The following is an 18,760-nucleotide window of genomic DNA, read 5'->3' on the forward strand; positions in this document are numbered from 1 at the left end:
ATCACCCCAACAATTTGATGGACACATCGACGCCTGCGGCGAGGTCCAGTTTCATCAGTGCGTCCACCGTCTGCGGTGTCGGCTCAACGATATCCAAAAGCCGCTTATGGGTCCGGATTTCGAACTGTTCCCGCGACTTCTTGTCAATATGCGGGCCGCGCAGGACCGTATATTTATCGATATGCGTCGGCAGCGGAATAGGTCCACGAACCTGAGCACCCGTGCGCTTGGCCGTATTTACAATTTCACCTGTCGAAGCATCGAGAACACGATGATCATACGCTTTCAGGCGGATGCGGATATTTTGGTTTTCCATTACTCTGGTCACTCCAGAAGAGAAACAAGACAGCCCCACAAGGGGCTGTCAAAATTAACTTATTCGGTTACGGATGCGACGACGCCAGCGCCGACGGTACGGCCGCCTTCGCGAATGGCGAAGCGCAGACCTTCATCCATGGCGATCGGAGCAATCAGCTCGACATCCATTGTCACATTGTCACCTGGCATCACCATCTCCGTCCCATCGGGAAGAGACACAACACCCGTCACGTCCGTCGTCCGGAAGTAGAACTGCGGACGATAGTTCGTGAAGAATGGTGTATGACGACCGCCCTCTTCCTTCGTCAGGATGTAGGCTTCTGCCTTGAACTTCGTATGCGGGGTAATTGATCCCGGATGCGCCAGAACCTGGCCGCGCTCAACATCTTCACGCTTCGTACCACGCAGGAGAACACCCACGTTGTCGCCAGCCTGACCCTGATCCAGAAGCTTGCGGAACATCTCAACGCCCGTACAGGTCGTCTTCGTCGTCGGGCGAATGCCGACAATCTCGATTTCCTCACCAACCTTCACAATGCCGCTTTCAACACGACCGGTCACAACCGTACCACGACCCGAGATCGAGAACACATCCTCAATCGGCATCAGGAATGGCTTGTCAATCTCACGTTCCGGCTGCGGGATAGACGCGTCAACCGCTTCCATCAGCTTCAGGATCGCTTCCTTGCCGATTTCGTCATCCCGGCCTTCAAGAGCGGCAAGTGCAGAACCGCCAATGATCGGAATATCGTCGCCCGGGAAATCATACTCGGACAGAAGCTCGCGGATTTCCATTTCAACAAGTTCGATCAGCTCTTCATCATCGACAAGGTCAACCTTGTTCATGAAGACGACAAGCGCCGGAACACCAACCTGACGGGCCAGCAGGATATGCTCGCGTGTCTGGGGCATCGGGCCGTCGTTTGCAGACACAACCAGGATCGCGCCGTCCATCTGCGCCGCACCCGTGATCATGTTCTTCACATAGTCAGCATGGCCCGGGCAATCCACATGCGCATAGTGACGGTTCGCCGTCTCATATTCAACATGGGCTGTCGAAATCGTGATACCGCGCGCCTTCTCTTCCGGCGCCTTGTCAATTTCGTCAAACGCAAACGCAGCACCCCCGCTCTGCTCTGCCAGAACTTTCGTAATCGCCGCCGTCAGCGTCGTCTTACCATGGTCAACATGACCAATCGTTCCAATGTTTACATGCGGTTTACTACGATCAAATTTCTCTTTGGCCATTTTATCTCTCCGTTATTTCCGGCTGCCTCAGCTAATTGCGTTACGCCAACTTCGCCAGAACTTCGTCTGATACGTGTTGTGGCACTGGTTCATAATGATCAAACACCATGGAAAAGGTAGCGCGACCCTGTGTCTGGGAGCGCAGGTTGTTCACATAGCCAAACATGTTGGCAAGTGGCACCATGGCATTAACGACTTGCGCGACACCGCGCGGTTCGGTTCCGGTCACCTGACCGCGGCGACTGTTCAAGTCGCCCATCACATCACCGATATACTCGTCCGGCGTCACAATCTCGACCTTCATCATCGGTTCCAGCAGGCGAAGGCCGGCTTTCGGGGCAATTTCACGCATTGCCGCCCGACCCGCAATTTCAAAGGCCATGACCGAGCTATCGACGTCATGATAGGCACCGTCAATAAGGGTGACATCCACATCGATGAGCGGGAAACCCGCAAGCACACCGGTCTCGACAATATCGCGAATACCTTTTTCAACGCCTGGAATATATTCCTTCGGCACCGAACCACCGGTAATAGTATCGCTGAAAGTGAAACCCGCGCCCGGCTCGCCTGGCTTGGCTACAATCTTGATGCGAGCGAACTGACCAGAACCACCGGACTGCTTCTTATGAGTGTAGTCGAGCTCTGCTTCGCGCGTAATGCTTTCACGATACGCCACCTGAGGCGCACCAATGTTAGCTTCAACACCAAACTCGCGCTTCATGCGATCGACAATAATGTCGAGATGCAACTCACCCATTCCCTTAATAATCGTCTGACCGCTTTCTATGTCTGAAGAAACCCGGAAAGACGGATCTTCTTTAGCAAGACGATTAAGGGCAACACCCATTTTTTCCTGGTCGGTCTTGGTTTTGGGCTCAACCGCAATCTCGATCACAGGCTCCGGAAACTCCATCCGCTCCAGAATGACCGGCTTGGATGAGTCGCAAAGCGTATCACCTGTCGTCGTATCCTTCAGACCTGCAATGGCGACAATGTCACCAGCGCGAGCTTCTTTCACATCTTCTCGACTGTTTGCATGCATCTGCAGCATACGGCCAACACGCTCGCGGCTGTTCTTGACAGAATTCAATGTTTGCGTACCCGCTTCAAGCACACCGGAATAAACACGAACGAATGTCAAAGAACCAACAAAGGGGTCGGTCATCACCTTAAACGCCAAGCCAGCAAAAGGCTGATCGTCTGAGGGAAGACGCTCGATATCCTCTTCGGTTTTAACGTCAATACCGTGCGTACCACCGATGTCCGTCGGCGACGGCATGAATTCGATCACAGCATCCAAGAGCGGCTGAACACCTTTGTTCTTAAACGCCGTTCCAGTCAGGACCGGCACGAAAGTCGCGGCCAGCGTACCTTTACGAATACAAGCGCGCAAAGTCTCCTCGCTCGGCTCCTCGCCTTCAAGATAAGCTTCAAGAACCGCTTCATCCATCTCAATGGCCGTCTCAACCATGACTTCGTGATACTCAGCGGCCTTATCGGCAAGTTCGGGGCGAATGTCGCGGTACTCGAAAGACGCGCCCATTTCTTCACCCGTCCAGACGACTTCCTGCATCTTGATCAGATCAACCACACCCTCGAATTCAGCTTCGGAGCCAATAGGGAGCTGCAACACGAGCGGTTTCGCACCCAAGCGGGTCTTGAACATTTCAACGCAACGGTAAAAGTCTGCGCCGGTACGATCCATTTTGTTGACGAAACACATACGCGGCACGCGATACTTATCAGCCTGACGCCAAACAGTCTCGGACTGCGGCTCAACACCAGCAACGCCATCAAATACGGCGACCGCACCATCGAGCACCCGCAAAGACCGCTCTACTTCAATTGTGAAGTCAACATGGCCGGGAGTATCAATGATGTTGATACGGTGATCTTTCCAGAAACAAGTCGTCGCAGCAGACGTAATCGTGATACCGCGCTCCTGTTCCTGCTCCATCCAGTCCATAGTCGCCGCACCATCATGCACCTCACCGATTTTGTGAGACACACCTGTGTAGTACAGAATACGTTCCGTGGTTGTCGTCTTACCCGCGTCAATATGGGCCATAATCCCAATGTTGCGGTATCTTTCGATGGGCGTTGTGCGTGCCATGTCTGAAATCCTAGATCAAGCTTGCGTCGTTAAATTCAATTACCAGCGGTAATGGGCGAACGCACGGTTCGCTTCCGCCATTTTATGTGTATCTTCACGTTTCTTGACGGCACCACCACGTTCGTTTGATGCATCAAGAATTTCCCCGGAAAGACGATCCACCATCGTCACCTCAGAGCGCTTACGAGCGCTTGAGATCAACCAACGGATGGCAAGAGCCTGACCGCGTTCCGAACGAACTTCGACAGGCACCTGATACGTAGCGCCACCCACACGACGGGACCGCACTTCGATATCCGGCTTCACCTTGTCGAGCGCTTCATGGAAAACTTCCACGGGGCTTGAACCGGTCTTCTTTTCAATTACGTCAAAAGCACCATAGACAATGCCCTCGGCGGTAGATTTTTTCCCATCAAACATGAGGGAGTTCATGAACTTGGTCAGAACAACATCCCCAAATTTGGCGTCAGGGAGAACTTCGCGTTTTTCAGCTGCGTGACGACGTGACATATATTAAATTCCTTATTTCGGCTTCTTCGCGCCATATTTGGAGCGACGCTGGCGACGATCCGCAATCCCTTGCGTATCCAGCACACCACGAATGATATGATAACGAACACCCGGCAAATCCTTTACACGACCACCACGGATCAGAACAACTGAATGCTCCTGAAGGTTATGACCCTCACCCGGAATATAGCTCGTCACTTCGAATCCATTGGTCAGGCGCACACGTGCGACCTTACGCAAAGCGGAGTTCGGCTTTTTCGGAGTCGTCGTATAAACTCTCGTGCAAACACCACGTTTCTGCGGGCACGCCTCCATGGCGGGCACTTTATTGCGCGAAACCGGCGCCTTGCGGGGGTTTCTAATCAGCTGATTAATAGTAGGCATTCTTCTTCCTATCATGCGTTGCCGCAAACAGAACAGCCGCGTGCAGCTGCGGCTCTGCTCGCGGTCAGGTTTTTTGCGTCCACCCGAAGAGACTTAACACGTGTGTTTTTTTCAAAATCCTGACGACACACGGAAAATTTAGTACACGACTGCTGTCAGGAGCGCGCAATATATGGGCGAGGCCCTATGCAGTCAAGCAGAAAAGATTGCATTTTCGTTAATCTCTTTATGCCGCCAACTTAGACCTCCCCTCACCCTCAATTTGGAGGAAAATAGGGCGATTCCTTGATCATGCATATGATTTTGCCGCGCTAGATCGTTAAATATGTATCGGGTTAACAGAAAACGGCGCCCGTTGAGAGGCGCCGCTTCCCTTTTTCCGTCTTTATGGCGTGGCTCACCACATCAAAAAGACTGATTCTTTAGGCACTATTCCGCGACAGAGGCTTCTGCTGTTCCTGCCGACTCAAGCTTACTCGCCGCCGCTTCGGCGTTATCCTGAATTTCCTTGTCGCGTTTCGCTGCCACCATTTTCAGGCGGTTCATCTGGGAACCCGTACCCGCCGGGATCAGACGACCAACGATGACGTTCTCTTTCAGACCCATCAGCGTATCCTTCTTGCCGGCAACAGACGCTTCCGTCAGAACCCGTGTCGTTTCCTGGAAGGACGCGGCCGAGATGAAAGAATTTGTTTGCAGGCTGGCTTTCGTGATACCGAGCAGAATCGGGCTGCCTTCTGCCGGTGCTTTACCGGCCGCGACAAGTTTCTCATTCTGCCCTTCAAACTCTTCACGATCGATATGCTCGCCGATCAGGAAGGAGCTCTCGCCCTGCTTCTCAATCTCGATCTTCTGCAGCATTTGACGGCAGATCACTTCGATATGCTTATCGTTGATCTTCACGCCCTGCAGACGATAAACGTCCTGAATTTCATTAATCAGGAAGTTTGCAAGCGCCTCAACACCCAGAACTTTCAGAATGTCATGCGGCGCTGGATTCCCATCGAGGAGGTAATCGCCGACCCGAACATAGTCGCCCTCATTGACCGCAAGATGCTTGCCCTTTGGAATAAGATACTCGACCGGCTCCGCACCTTCCTCTTCAGGACGGATCGACACACGACGTTTCGATTTGTAGTCCTTGCCAAATTCGACAAAGCCATCCGCCTCGGCGATAATCGCATGGTCCTTCGGACGACGAGCTTCGAAAAGCTCGGCCACCCGTGGCAGACCACCGGTAATATCTTTCGTCTTGGAACCTTCACGCGGAATACGCGCCAGAACGTCACCAGCCTGAACATCCGCCCCGTCTTCAACCGACAGAATAGCATCCACCGGAAGGAAGTAACGGGCCTCATGACCGCTCGGAAGAGTAAGAAGTTCGCCATCATCACCACGCAGGGTAATGCGCGGGCGAAGATCGCTGCCTTTCGGCTGGGATTTCCAGTCAACGACAATTTTCCGAGCAATACCAGTTGCTTCGTCGACCTGCTCGGCCATGGAAACACCGGAGACAAGGTCTTTATAGCTAACCTTACCCTCAAGCTCCGTGATCACTGGTGTAGTGAACGGATCCCACTGAGCAAGCTTGTCTCCTTGACTGACCTTCGCACCTTCGTCAACCATCAGTCGTGTGCCATATGCAACCCGATGACGTGCTCTTTCACGATTGTTATCGTCGACCAGAACCAATTCCGAGTTCCGGCCCATGACAATCGGATTGCCGCTGCTGTTCACAACAACATTCCGGTTTTCAATCTTGATCGTACCTTCATGGGAAGCTTCGATGGAGGAGACTTCCGCCACCTGCGCCGTCCCCCCAATATGGAACGTCCGCATAGTAAGCTGGGTACCCGGCTCACCAATTGACTGGGCAGCGATAACGCCCACGGCCTCGCCAATATTGACAGGCGTTCCGCGCGCAAGATCACGACCATAACAGCTACCGCAGATACCGCCCTTGGTCTCACATGTGAGAACCGAACGGATCAGAACCTGTTCAACGCCGGAGGTTTCCGCAAGAAGCGAGCTTGCTTCGTCGAACATCTCCCCGCCGCCGACAATCACTTCGCCGGTTGTCGGGTTGACAACATCAACAGCCGCCGTCCGCCCGAGCAGACGATCGCTCAATGTCGCGATAATATCGCTGCCTTCCACCACTTCGCGAACCGTCACACCATTTTCGGTCCCGCAATCTCTTTCGATCACGACACAGTCCTGGGCCACGTCCACCAACCGGCGGGTCAGATAACCGGAGTTTGCGGTCTTCAGTGCGGTATCCGCCAGACCCTTACGGGCACCATGGGTGGAGTTGAAATATTCAAGAACGCTCAACCCCTCCTTAAAGTTGGAGATAATTGGCGTCTCGATAATTTCACCAGACGGTTTCGCCATCAGGCCACGCATACCGGCAAGCTGTTTCATCTGGGCTGCGGAACCACGGGCACCAGAGTTGGCCATCATAAAGATAGAGTTAATGCCAACCTGACGATCATTTTCGTCCATTTCCACCGCTTCAATGACTTTCATCATCTCGTCAGCGACACGATCCGTACATTGTGACCAGGCATCGATTACCTTGTTGTACTTCTCACCCTGAGTGATCAGACCATCATAATACTGGCGTTCATACTCCTCGGCGAGTTTACGGGTATCCTCAACAAGCTTGTCCTTGGATTCGGGGATGCGCATATCATCCTTGCCGAAGGAGATACCGGCACGGCAGGCATGCGCAAAGCCGAGGCCCATGATCCTGTCGGCGAATATAACCGTCTCTTTCTGACCGCAATGACGATAAACCTCGTCAATCACCTGAGTGATTTCCTTCTTGGTCAGCAAGCGGTTGATCAGATCGAAACTTATTTTTGCATTTTTGGGCAAAATTTCTTCAATCAGCATCCGGCCCGGGGTCGTATCCACGACTTTGCGGACTTCCGTGCCATCTTCCTGTACGACTGTGATACGCGTTTTGATCTTGCTGTGCAGGGTCAGAATTTTGTTGTCGATCGCGTGCTGGGCTTCCGCTACATCGGCAATCACCATCCCCTCACCCGGATCATTGGCAATATCCATGGTCAAGTAATAGATGCCAAGAACAATGTCCTGGCTCGGCACGATGATCGGCTTGCCACTTGCCGGGCTCAGGATGTTGTTGGTTGACATCATGAGAACGCGGGCTTCAAGCTGTGCTTCGAGCGAGAGCGGCACATGAACCGCCATCTGGTCACCGTCAAAGTCGGCGTTAAAGGCCGTACAAACGAGCGGATGAAGCTGGATCGCCTTACCCTCGATAAGGACCGGCTCAAACGCCTGAATACCAAGACGGTGAAGCGTCGGCGCACGGTTAAGAAGAACCGGATGTTCCCGAATAACCTCTTCGAGGATATCCCAGACTTCCGGGCGTTCCTTCTCGACCAGCTTCTTCGCCATCTTGACGGTTGCCGCCATGCCCTTAAGTTCAAGCTTGGCATAGATAAAGGGCTTGAATAGCTCAAGCGCCATCTTTTTGGGCAAACCGCATTGATGGAGCTTCAGCTCCGGCCCCACCACAATCACGGAACGACCAGAATAGTCAACGCGCTTACCGAGCAGGTTCTGACGGAATCGGCCCTGCTTGCCTTTCAGCATGTCAGAGAGGGATTTCAACGGACGCTTGTTCGCACCTGTGATCACCCGACCGCGGCGGCCGTTATCAAACAGCGCATCAACAGATTCCTGAAGCATACGCTTTTCGTTCCGGACAATAATGTCCGGCGCGCGCAGCTCGATTAGCCGTTTCAAACGGTTGTTCCGGTTGATTACCCGGCGATAAAGATCGTTGAGGTCAGAGGTTGCGAACCGGCCGCCATCAAGTGGGACCAACGGGCGCAGTTCCGGCGGAATGACCGGAATGACCTGCAGGATCATCCATTCGGGACGATTGCCCGATTCCATGAATGCTTCAATGATCTTGAGACGCTTGGCGAGCTTGCGCGGCTTGGCTTCGGACGTTGTCGTCGCCATTTCCTCGCGGATTTCATCGCGGATCGATTCCAGATCAAGCGAAGAAAGAATATCGCGGATTGCTTCTGCGCCAATACTGGCAGTGAAAGCGTCTTCGCCATACTCATCCTGCGCGTCGAGAAACTCTTCTTCACTCAGCAGCTGGAACTGTTTAAGCGGGGACAAGCCCGGCTCGACAACCACATAGTTTTCGAAATAAAGAATGCGTTCCAGATCCTTCAATGTCATATCGAGCAAAAGACCGATACGGGAAGGAAGTGATTTCAGAAACCAGATATGCGCAACCGGCGATGCCAGTTCGATATGCGCCATGCGTTCGCGGCGAACCTTCGACAGGGTAACCTCTACGCCACATTTTTCGCAGGTAATCCCGCGGTATTTCATCCGCTTGTACTTACCGCACAGGCATTCATAATCCTTGATCGGACCAAAAATCCGCGCGCAGAAAAGACCGTCTTTTTCTGGCTTGAAAGTTCGGTAATTGATGGTTTCGGGTTTTTTGATTTCACCGAACGACCAAGACCGGATCCGTTCCGGCGAGGCGATAGAAATTCGGATTTCATCAAAAGCCTGAGTGCCCTGTGGCTGACCAAAAAGGTTCATCAACTCATTCATGGACCATCTCTCCTTTTAAACCCCGGGGTCCCCGGGAGGCGCTCGATAAAGCGGCCTTTAAAAAATAACTGTCTGTGACCAACGTATCAATTGGTCCCGGAATGACCCGGGACCAACTCAATCAGTAACCAATCTGTGAAAGTTCGACATTCAGGCACAAGGATCGCATTTCCTTGACCAGAACGTTGAAGCTTTCCGGAATACCGGCTTCAAACGTATCGTCACCACGGACAATGGCTTCATAGACTTTCGTCCGGCCTGCCACGTCGTCCGACTTGACGGTCAGCATTTCCTGCAGGGTGTAGGCGGCGCCATAGGCCTGCAGGGCCCAAACTTCCATCTCACCGAAACGCTGTCCGCCGAACTGCGCCTTACCGCCTAGCGGCTGCTGAGTAACCAAGCTGTAGGGTCCAATTGACCGTGCATGGATCTTGTCATCGACCAGATGATGCAGTTTCAGCATATAGATATAGCCCACCGTCACCTTCCGATCAAAGGTCTCGCCCGTCCGGCCGTCAACAAGTGTGACCTGACCGGAAGTATCAAGACCTGCGACCTCAAGAAGACGGTTAATATCATCTTCCTTGGCACCGTCAAAAACCGGAGTCGCCATCGGCACACCGTTGGTGAGGTTACCACCGAGTTCAAGGAACTGCTCATCGGACATGCCGGAGATTTTTTCCTCATACTCTTCGTCGCCATAGACCTCTTGTAGCTTGGACTTAAGTGGGTTCAAGTCAGTAGCGCCAAGGCGGATACGGGTCATGATCTCAGTAATCTGGGTGCCAATACCATGGCTGGCCCAACCGAGATGCGTTTCCAGAATCTGTCCAACGTTCATACGTGATGGCACGCCAAGTGGGTTCAGCACGATATCAACAGGCTTCCCGTCTTCAAGATACGGCATATCCTCTTCAGGCAAGATCCGGGAGATAACACCCTTGTTACCATGACGACCGGCCATCTTGTCACCAGGCTGAAGCTTGCGCTTCACAGCAACAAAGACTTTAACCATCTTCATCACCCCTGGTGGCAACTCATCACCGCGCTGTAGCTTGTCGACCTTGTTCTCAAAGCGAGCACGCAAGCCACCGATTGCTTCGTCATACTGCTTCTTGAGTTGCTCGATTTTCTCCATGGCGCCGTCGTCCTTGACACTGATCTGCCACCAGACACCTGGGTGCAGGTCCATCAGCTTCTCGGACGCGATTTCCTCGCCAGCCTTGAACTCGCTCGGGCCAGAGGCAACTTTCTGAGAGACAAGCAGACCTTTCAGGCGGTCATAAATTGTCCGTTCCAGAATGGCTTTTTCGTCATCGCGGTCTTTTGCCAGATGTTCGATCTCATCGCGTTCGATGGCGAGCGCACGCTCGTCCTTCTCAACGCCATGGCGGTTAAAGACGCGCACCTCAACGACCGTACCGGCAACACCCGGAGGCAATCGCAGGGAGGTATCACGAACATCGGATGCCTTTTCACCGAAGATGGCGCGCAAGAGTTTTTCTTCCGGCGTCATCGGGCTTTCACCCTTCGGCGTGATCTTGCCAACAAGAATATCACCAGGCTGGATTTCCGCACCAACATAAACGATACCGGCTTCGTCGAGGTTTTTAAGCCCCTCTTCACCGACGTTCGGAATATCGCGGGTAATTTCTTCCGGGCCAAGCTTCGTATCCCGTGCCATAACCTCGAATTCCTCGATATGGATCGAGGTGAAGACGTCATCCTTCACAATCCGTTCGGAGATGAGAATCGAGTCTTCGAAGTTATACCCATTCCACGGCATAAACGCGACCAGCACGTTCCTGCCAAGCGCCAATTCACCAAGATCCGTAGACGGTCCGTCACAGATAATATCGCCAGCGTCCACCTTGTCGCCGACCTTCACCAAGGGCCGCTGGGTGATACAGGTATTCTGGTTCGACCGCTGGAATTTCAGCAGGTTATAAATATCGACACCAGACTTGCTGAGGTCTTCCTCCTCTGTTGCACGAATGACGATACGGGTGGCATCCACCTGATCGACAATACCGGCCCGTTTGGCGACCGTCGCAACACCGGAATCGCGCGCAACCCGCTCTTCCATACCAGTACCAACAAATGGAGCCTCGGCCCGCAGGAGCGGAACCGCCTGACGTTGCATGTTCGAACCCATAAGGGCGCGGTTCGCATCGTCGTTTTCAAGGAAAGGGATAAGCGCCGCACCGACGGACACCAGCTGTTTTGGCGACACGTCGATATAGGTGACATCTTCAGGCTTGGCGACGACATATTCGCCCTGCGCCCGGCAACGCACAAAATCCTCGGTAAACATACCGTTTTCATCCAGAGCCGCGTTGGCCTGAGAGATGGTATGCTTGCTTTCTTCCATCGCCGAGAGATATTTAACATCACCGGTCAGCTTGCCATTTTCCACACGCTGATACGGGCTTTCAATAAAGCCATACTTGTTCACTCGTGCAAAGGTCGCAAGCGAGTTGATCAGACCAATATTCGGCCCTTCCGGCGTTTCAATCGGGCAAATTCGACCATAATGGGTCGGATGCACGTCCCGAACTTCAAAGCCGGCCCGCTCGCGGGTCAGGCCGCCCGGGCCAAGCGCGGATAGACGACGCTTATGGGTAATTTCCGACAGCGGATTTGTTTGGTCCATAAACTGGCTGAGCTGGCTGGAGCCAAAGAATTCACGCACCGCAGCAGCCGCCGGTTTCGCATTGATCAAGTCATGCGGCATGACGGTGTCAATCTCAACCGAACTCATCCGTTCCCGAATGGCACGCTCCATGCGGAGCAGTCCAATACGGTACTGATTTTCCATCAACTCACCAACGGAGCGAACACGCCGGTTGCCGAGGTTATCGATATCGTCAGTTTCCCCGTGGCCGTCTTTCAGGCGGACCAGGGTTTTCACGACGGCAAGAATGTCTTCTTTACGCAGAACCCGCACGGTGTCTTCCGCATCGAGGTCAAGGCGAAGGTTCATCTTCACCCGGCCAACAGCAGATAGATCGTAGCGTTCCGAATCAAAGAAGAGGCCCTTGAACAAAGCTTCGGCCGTTTCCTCGGTCGGTGGCTCACCCGGGCGCATCACACGGTAGATATCAACCAACGCCTGATCACGGGTGCTGCTCTTGTCTACGGCAAGCGTATTACGGATGTATGGGCCAACATTCACATTATCGATATCGAGTGTCGGAATTTCCTTGAATCCGGAAGCTTCGAGTTGATCGATAAGAGCTTCTGTCAACTCTTCGCCAGCCTCAACCAGAACTTCACCAGTTTTTTCATTGACCAAGTCTTCCGCAATGAAGCGACCCACGAGATCAAGATGACCGACAAGCATGTCTTTCAGGCCTTCGTCCATCAATTTATTGGCGAGGCGCTGAGTAATTTTCGTGCCTGCTTCAGCGACGACTTTCTGAGTATCCGCGTCAACAAGATCACGGATCAGGCGACTGCCACGAACCCGATCCACGTTGAACGGTGTCCGCCAGCCCTTCTTTTCCAACTTATAATCTACGCGATCGTAGAAATAGCTCAGAATATCCTCATGACTCATATCAAGCGCCTGCAGAAGCGCCGTAACCGGTAGCTTGCGACGACGGTCGATACGAACATGAACGATGTCTTTCGCGTCGAACTCGAAATCAAGCCATGAACCACGGTAAGGAATTACGCGCGCCGCAAACAGGAGCTTGCCACTGGCATGGGTTTTACCCTTGTCATGGTCGAAGAACACTCCGGGGCTACGGTGCATCTGGGAAACGATCACACGCTCTGTGCCGTTAATGATGAATGTACCTTTATCCGTCATAAGCGGCATATCGCCCATGTAGACGCTCTGTTCCTTGATATCGAGGACAGATTTCGCTTCTGTATCCGGATCCACTTCAAAGACGATCAGGCGCAGCGTCGCTTTTAGCGGCGCGCCAAAGGTCATGCCACGCTGCTGACATTCTTCTTCGTCATACTTCGGAGTTTCAAATTCATAGGAAACAAATTCAAGGCTTGCCGTATCGGCAAAATCCTTGATTGGAAAAACGGATTTGAAAACGGATTGAAGACCTTCGTCGCCGCGCGCATCGGGCGGCGTGTCTTGCATTAAAAACGCATCGTAAGAGGTTTTCTGTACCTCAATCAAGTTCGGCATTTCTGTTGCCGCCTCAATGCTTCCAAAGTTTTTACGAACGCGCTTGCGACCGGTGAACGACTGCAATATGCCCATGCCAAATCCCCGTATGTTTCTTGGCCAACTAAAAAACAACCTTTGTTAAAAAGGCTGCGAGCCGGATTTTCCTGAAATCAGAGAAAATGATCTAATCTCTTGAAATTCCTGCAAATTCTTCTCCAAACTTAAGGCCGTTGGAGACGCCACGTGATTAAATTCCCGCCGGACAGCCGCTTGCCTGCTTAGAAAGCGGCTGCGGGGAAGGCAGCAAAAGCCGCCTTCCCCGTTGTAACCTTAGCTACCCAAAGGTCGCTACATCGCAACTGATTATTTGAGTTCAACAGTTGCGCCTGCGCCTTCGAGCTGTTCTTTAATTTTGTTAGCTTCGTCTTTTGGTGCGCCTTCCTTAACGGCTTTCGGTGCACCTTCAACGAGGTCTTTTGCTTCCTTAAGACCAAGACCCGTGATCGCACGAACCTCTTTAATGACGTTGATTTTCTTTTCGCCAGCAGCGGCAAGAATAACGTCAAATTCGTCTTTTTCTTCAGCAGCAGCGGCGTCGCCACCACCTGCGCCCGGAGCCGCAGCAGCTGCAACCGGTGCCGCAGCAGAAACGCCCCATTTTTCTTCCAGAAGTTTTGCAAGTTCTGCTGCTTCCAGCACTGTCAGGCTGGAAAGATCTTCGGCAATCTTTTCGAGATCGGCCATTGTACTATTCTCCTCAGGTAAACCTAGCGGTTTAGTTTCAATATTAACTGGCTATTACATCTAACCCTGTTCGGCTTTCGCCGCCAGGACACGGACCAACTGACCAGCAGGAGCTTGTAGGACACCAGCGATTTTCGTCGCAGGCGCCTGCAGCAACCCGACCAGCTTTCCACGAAGTTCGTCCAATGACGGCAGGCTCGCAAGAGACTTGACCCCGGCAGGGTCGAGTTCCGTTGTGCCCATTGCACCGCCAATAACGACAAACTTCTCGTTTCCCTTTGCATAGTCCATAACAACTTTCGGCGCCGCGACGGGATCGCTTGAATAAGCGATGCCCACAGGACCCTTCAGTTTATCGGACAGGGAACTATAGTCCGTGCCATCAAGAGCGAGACGCGCAAGCCGATTTTTAGTCACTTTGAAGCTGGCACCGGCGTCCAGCATCTTTACGCGAAGCTCAGTCATTTGCGCCACAGTGAGACCACTGTATTCAGCGACAACAACCACAGCTGCCTCGTTAAAGACACCATTCAGTTCGGTAACCACCGCTTCTTTTTGCGATCGGTCCACTCGTCGTCTCCAGTCTTTGAAATACCTCAAACTCTTGAAGCATTCCGTTTACACTAGAACCCAGCCACGCCGGATCCGGTTAAACTGTCCCAGGTCCACCTGAATTGCTGACTAGCAGCGAATTATTTAGCTTCCCTGTCTATGCAGGCAACAAATTGCAATTAAATTCCCTTCTCAGAAGATCCGGGAACACCTGCAGTCTTGGACAGACGGACTGGCGAACCAGCCCGACATTTACCGCACCGAAATGCGGCAAATTTGTTAGGCAACGTTAGATTACGTCACCGATTTCAAGTTTCACGCCTGGTCCCATTGTGGAACTCACAGCAATCTTCTTGATAAATGTTCCTTTTGCGCCGCTCGGCTTGGATTTTGCCACTGCGCCCACAAAGGCCTTGATGTTTTCGCTCAAGGCTTCCTTGGTGAAACTTGATTTTCCAAGTCCGGCATGGATGATACCGCTTTTCTCTGCGCGGAATTCAACCTGTCCGCCCTTGGCGGCCTCAACAGCTTCAGCAACATTTGGTGTTACTGTGCCCAGCTTCGGATTTGGCATCAGACCGCGCGGGCCCAAAACTTTACCGAGGCGGCCAACCACAGCCATCATGTCAGGCGTTGCGATGCACCGGTCGAAATTCATTTCACCTGCCTGGATTTTCTCCATCAGGTCTTCCGCCCCGACGAGATCGGCGCCGGCTTTCGTTGCTTCCTCGGCCTTGTCACCACGAGCGAACACGGCGACGCGGACAGATTTACCTGTTCCGTTCGGCAACTGAATCACACCGCGAACCATCTGGTCCGAATGCCGTGGGTCAACTCCGAGGTTCATTGCAATTTCGATAGTTTCATCAAACTTTGATTTCGCGTGCGTTTTAATGATTTCAACAGCCTCGTCAAGCGCGTAAAACTTCTCGCGATCAATAACGTCAGCCGCAGCTTTTTGGTTTTTTGTCAGTTTTACCATGATCTTAACCCACCACTTCCAGGCCCATGGAACGGGCGGAGCCTTTGATAATGTTCATTGCTGCGTCGATATCGTTGGCGTTCAGGTCCACCATCTTCGCTTCCGCAATTTCACGAACCTGCGCTTCGGTCACGGTACCCGCAACTTCCTTACTTGGGGTGCTGCCGCCTTTTTTCAACTTGGCAGCCTTTTTCAGGAAATAAGATGCCGGAGGCGTCTTGGTAATGAAACTGAATGAACGGTCTGCATAAACAGTAATAACTGTTGGAATTGGCATGCCGCCTTCCATACTGCCCGTTGAGGCATTGAAGGCCTTGCAGAATTCCATAATATTCACACCCTGCTGGCCCAATGCCGGTCCGATAGGCGGTGATGGATTTGCCTGCCCCGCCGGGACCTGCAACTTGATATAACCTTTAATCTTCTTTGCCATTATCTTCCCTCTTCAAATTAAGGGGCCGTGGTACGACCATGGCAGGCCTCCCACAACGATCCGCACCATGCGGAAATTACGCTTTAACTTTTTTCAACCTGCGAATAATCAAGTTCAACAGGCGTCGAGCGGCCAAAGATCGATACCGAGACCTTCAGCTTTGCTTTTTCTTCATCTACTTCTTCAACCTGACCCATAAAGGTAGCGAACGGACCATCACTGACCCGGACTTCCTCACCCAGCTCAAACGTAACCGATGGTTTGGGCCGCTCGATCCCTTCCTGAACCTGATTGAGGACTGCCATTGCCTCCTTCTCGGAGATTGGCGTCGGCTTGTTTCCATTGCCCAAGAAACCCGTTACTTTTGGCAGGTTTTTGACCAGATGGTATGTTTCGTCGTTCATTTCCATATGCGCCAGCACATAGCCCGGGAAAAACTTCCGCTCTGCATTAACCTTCTGGCCACGCCGAACTTCTACTACTTCTTCGACCGGGACCAACACCTCTTCAAACAATTCGGCCATGCCCTTGATGATCGCCTGCTCCTTAACGGACTGCGCGACCTTTTTTCGAAGCCCGAATAGGCATGAATGATATACCAGCGTTTGGCCATGTGATCAGGATCCCAGCGTCATAATTTGTTTGATAACGAACTGAATGCCGGAATCAACCAGGAAAAAGAACATGGAAGCCAGAAAAACCATGACAAATACCATCCCCGTCGTCACGAGCGTTTCCTTGCGGGTCGGCCATGTGACCTTCGAGGCTTCCTGCCGCACCTGGCGGATAAAAGCTCCTGGGTTTACCTTTGCCATAATTCTTCAAAAATCCTTCATCCGGTGAATGACCCGGCGGTATACAAGACTTTTACATATAGATCAACCAGATTGGCAGGAGAGGAGGGACTCGAACCCACAACCCCCGGTTTTGGAGACCGGTGCTCTACCAATTGAGCTACACTCCTCCGGTCTGAACGGGCAATCCCGGGTCGCCGATTTTTTATGTCCGGCGCCCGGGACTGACCATCAATCTACATGCAAACTTTTCGCCATTTAAAACAAACAGCGGCCACTTTCTTTATTCGGTTACGGATGCGACGACGCCAGCGCCGACGGTACGGCCGCCTTCGCGAATGGCGAAGCGCAGACCTTCATCCATGGCGATCGGAGCAATCAGCTCGACATCCATTGTCACATTGTCACCTGGCATCACCATCTCCGTCCCATCGGGAAGAGACACAACACCCGTCACGTCCGTCGTCCGGAAGTAGAACTGCGGACGATAGTTCGTGAAGAACGGTGTATGACGGCCGCCCTCTTCCTTCGTCAGGATGTAGGCTTCTGCCTTGAACTTCGTATGCGGGGTAATTGATCCCGGATGCGCCAGAACCTGGCCGCGCTCAACATCTTCACGCTTCGTACCACGCAGGAGAACACCCACGTTGTCGCCAGCCTGACCCTGATCCAGAAGCTTGCGGAACATCTCAACGCCCGTACAGGTCGTCTTCGTCGTCGGGCGAATGCCGACAATCTCGATTTCCTCACCAACCTTCACAATGCCGCTTTCAACACGACCGGTCACAACCGTACCACGACCCGAGATCGAGAACACATCCTCAATCGGCATCAGGAATGGCTTGTCAATCTCACGTTCCGGCTGCGGGATAGACGCGTCAACCGCTTCCATCAGCTTCAGGATCGCTTCCTTGCCGATTTCGTCATCCCGGCCTTCAAGAGCGGCAAGTGCAGAACCGCCAATGATCGGAATATCGTCGCCCGGGAAATCATACTCGGACAGAAGCTCGCGGATTTCCATTTCAACAAGTTCGATCAGCTCTTCATCATCGACAAGGTCAACCTTGTTCATGAAGACGACAAGCGCCGGAACACCAACCTGACGGGCCAGCAGGATATGCTCGCGTGTCTGGGGCATCGGGCCGTCGTTTGCAGACACAACCAGGATCGCGCCGTCCATCTGCGCCGCACCCGTGATCATGTTCTTCACATAGTCAGCATGGCCCGGGCAATCCACATGCGCATAGTGACGGTTCGCCGTCTCATATTCAACATGGGCTGTCGAAATCGTAATACCGCGCGCCTTCTCTTCCGGCGCCTTGTCAATTTCGTCAAACGCAAACGCAGCACCGCCGCTCTGCTCTGCCAGAACTTTCGTAATCGCCGCCGTCAGCGTCGTCTTACCATGGTCAACATGACCAATCGTTCCAATGTTTACATGCGGTTTACTACGATCAAATTTCTCTTTGGCCATTTTCCGTCGTCCCGAAGCAATAAATTACACAGCCCAAAAACACCGAATGTCAGTCATTCGGCATCATCAATTCCATGGCCTATTTATAATGCGCTGACCAGCGCTTGGAGCGGGTGAAGGGAATCGAACCCTCGTATTCAGCTTGGAAGGCTGCTGCTCTACCATTGAGCTACACCCGCCTTGTTCGCATCAGTCGATGCCAGCTCCGTGACACCTTGTATATCAGCACGCACATGGTGGAGGGAGTTGGATTTGAACCAACGTAGGCATAGCCAACGGATTTACAGTCCGTCCCTTTTAACCACTCAGGCACCCCTCCGCACATGCATTAGGCCTCCGGCTTACACCAAAGGTGACCGGCACTATCGAAAATTCCCGAGCAAAGTCAACCGAAAAAGAGCAAATCATATCGATTTGTACATTTTTTTCGGCCCACTCGAAAATGCTGACTTGTTG

At 52.7% G+C, this 18,760-nt stretch carries 13 protein-coding genes, 3 tRNA genes and 1 pseudogene; all 17 read right to left on the reverse strand.

The genetic code is table 11. The annotated features are described in order from the left end of the window. Window position 1 precedes the first annotated feature (1 nt). The 17 genes and pseudogenes from rpsJ to AC0L73_RS05045 all read right to left on the reverse strand — a co-directional run bounded on the left by rpsJ (window position 2) and on the right by AC0L73_RS05045 (window position 18,623). A complete protein-coding gene (gene rpsJ / locus AC0L73_RS04965; RefSeq protein WP_161315724.1) occupies window positions 2-316 on the reverse strand; it encodes a 30S ribosomal protein S10 in 315 nt (104 codons plus the stop codon). Between the two features lie 59 nt (window positions 317-375). After that, window positions 376-1,566, reverse strand: coding sequence for an elongation factor Tu (gene tuf, locus AC0L73_RS04970; RefSeq protein ID WP_227949701.1), 1,191 nt, complete (start codon window positions 1,564-1,566; stop codon window positions 376-378). A 40-nt stretch (window positions 1,567-1,606) separates the two neighbouring features. Beyond that, window positions 1,607-3,682, reverse strand: a complete 2,076-nt coding sequence (fusA, locus tag AC0L73_RS04975) for an elongation factor G (RefSeq protein WP_473655025.1) — start codon at window positions 3,680-3,682, stop codon at window positions 1,607-1,609. 39 nt (window positions 3,683-3,721) lie between these two features. Further along, a complete protein-coding gene (rpsG, locus tag AC0L73_RS04980; RefSeq protein WP_227949722.1) occupies window positions 3,722-4,192 on the reverse strand; it encodes a 30S ribosomal protein S7 in 471 nt (156 codons plus the stop codon). Window positions 4,193-4,204: 12 nt separating this feature from the next. Further along, window positions 4,205-4,576, reverse strand: a complete 372-nt coding sequence (gene rpsL, locus AC0L73_RS04985) for a 30S ribosomal protein S12 (RefSeq protein ID WP_161316330.1) — start codon at window positions 4,574-4,576, stop codon at window positions 4,205-4,207. A gap of 429 nt (window positions 4,577-5,005) precedes the next feature. Then, window positions 5,006-9,193 (reverse strand): DNA-directed RNA polymerase subunit beta', encoded by a 4,188-nt coding sequence (gene rpoC, locus AC0L73_RS04990; protein WP_227949720.1) that lies wholly within the window; start codon window positions 9,191-9,193, stop codon window positions 5,006-5,008. Window positions 9,194-9,314: 121 nt separating this feature from the next. Next, on the reverse strand, window positions 9,315-13,418 hold the full coding sequence (gene rpoB / locus AC0L73_RS04995; RefSeq protein WP_473655026.1) for a DNA-directed RNA polymerase subunit beta: 4,104 nt from the start codon (window positions 13,416-13,418) through the stop codon (window positions 9,315-9,317). Window positions 13,419-13,688: 270 nt separating this feature from the next. Then, entirely contained in the window at window positions 13,689-14,069 is a 381-nt protein-coding gene (gene rplL / locus AC0L73_RS05000) for a 50S ribosomal protein L7/L12 (protein WP_227949715.1), read from the reverse strand. 60 nt (window positions 14,070-14,129) lie between these two features. Next, window positions 14,130-14,639, reverse strand: a complete 510-nt coding sequence (rplJ, locus tag AC0L73_RS05005; RefSeq protein ID WP_473655027.1) for a 50S ribosomal protein L10 — start codon at window positions 14,637-14,639, stop codon at window positions 14,130-14,132. A 271-nt stretch (window positions 14,640-14,910) separates the two neighbouring features. Then, entirely contained in the window at window positions 14,911-15,603 is a 693-nt protein-coding gene (gene rplA, locus AC0L73_RS05010) for a 50S ribosomal protein L1 (RefSeq protein WP_227949710.1), read from the reverse strand. Window positions 15,604-15,607: 4 nt separating this feature from the next. Then, the gene (rplK, locus tag AC0L73_RS05015) at window positions 15,608-16,036 is read right to left on the reverse strand and encodes a 50S ribosomal protein L11 (RefSeq protein ID WP_227949708.1); all 429 of its coding nucleotides are present in this window, start codon (window positions 16,034-16,036) and stop codon (window positions 15,608-15,610) included. Window positions 16,037-16,119: 83 nt separating this feature from the next. Continuing rightward, window positions 16,120-16,649, reverse strand: a pseudogene (gene nusG / locus AC0L73_RS05020) (transcription termination/antitermination protein NusG). A gap of 4 nt (window positions 16,650-16,653) precedes the next feature. Next, on the reverse strand, window positions 16,654-16,851 hold the full coding sequence (gene secE, locus AC0L73_RS05025; protein ID WP_227949703.1) for a preprotein translocase subunit SecE: 198 nt from the start codon (window positions 16,849-16,851) through the stop codon (window positions 16,654-16,656). A gap of 73 nt (window positions 16,852-16,924) precedes the next feature. Beyond that, window positions 16,925-17,000, reverse strand: a tRNA-Trp gene (locus tag AC0L73_RS05030). A gap of 113 nt (window positions 17,001-17,113) precedes the next feature. Further along, entirely contained in the window at window positions 17,114-18,304 is a 1,191-nt protein-coding gene (tuf, locus tag AC0L73_RS05035; protein WP_227949701.1) for an elongation factor Tu, read from the reverse strand. Between the two features lie 105 nt (window positions 18,305-18,409). After that, window positions 18,410-18,483: transfer RNA gene (locus AC0L73_RS05040), tRNA-Gly, on the reverse strand. 55 nt (window positions 18,484-18,538) lie between these two features. Further along, a tRNA-Tyr gene (locus tag AC0L73_RS05045) sits at window positions 18,539-18,623 on the reverse strand. Between the last annotated feature and the right edge of the window lie 137 nt (window positions 18,624-18,760).

This window comes from Sneathiella sp. D3-11 (assembly GCF_055809395.1).

Coding starts and splice junctions, on each gene's coding strand:
- rpsJ (WP_161315724.1), bottom strand. CDS start 316: ATGGAAAACCAAAATATCCGCATCCGCCTGAAAGCGTATGATCATCGT.
- tuf (WP_227949701.1), bottom strand. CDS start 1,566: ATGGCCAAAGAGAAATTTGATCGTAGTAAACCGCATGTAAACATTGGA.
- fusA (WP_473655025.1), bottom strand. CDS start 3,682: ATGGCACGCACAACGCCCATCGAAAGATACCGCAACATTGGGATTATG.
- rpsG (WP_227949722.1), bottom strand. CDS start 4,192: ATGTCACGTCGTCACGCAGCTGAAAAACGCGAAGTTCTCCCTGACGCC.
- rpsL (WP_161316330.1), bottom strand. CDS start 4,576: ATGCCTACTATTAATCAGCTGATTAGAAACCCCCGCAAGGCGCCGGTT.
- rpoC (WP_227949720.1), bottom strand. CDS start 9,193: ATGAATGAGTTGATGAACCTTTTTGGTCAGCCACAGGGCACTCAGGCT.
- rpoB (WP_473655026.1), bottom strand. CDS start 13,418: ATGGGCATATTGCAGTCGTTCACCGGTCGCAAGCGCGTTCGTAAAAAC.
- rplL (WP_227949715.1), bottom strand. CDS start 14,069: ATGGCCGATCTCGAAAAGATTGCCGAAGATCTTTCCAGCCTGACAGTG.
- rplA (WP_227949710.1), bottom strand. CDS start 15,603: ATGGTAAAACTGACAAAAAACCAAAAAGCTGCGGCTGACGTTATTGAT.
- rplK (WP_227949708.1), bottom strand. CDS start 16,036: ATGGCAAAGAAGATTAAAGGTTATATCAAGTTGCAGGTCCCGGCGGGG.
- secE (WP_227949703.1), bottom strand. CDS start 16,851: ATGGCAAAGGTAAACCCAGGAGCTTTTATCCGCCAGGTGCGGCAGGAA.
- tuf (WP_227949701.1), bottom strand. CDS start 18,304: ATGGCCAAAGAGAAATTTGATCGTAGTAAACCGCATGTAAACATTGGA.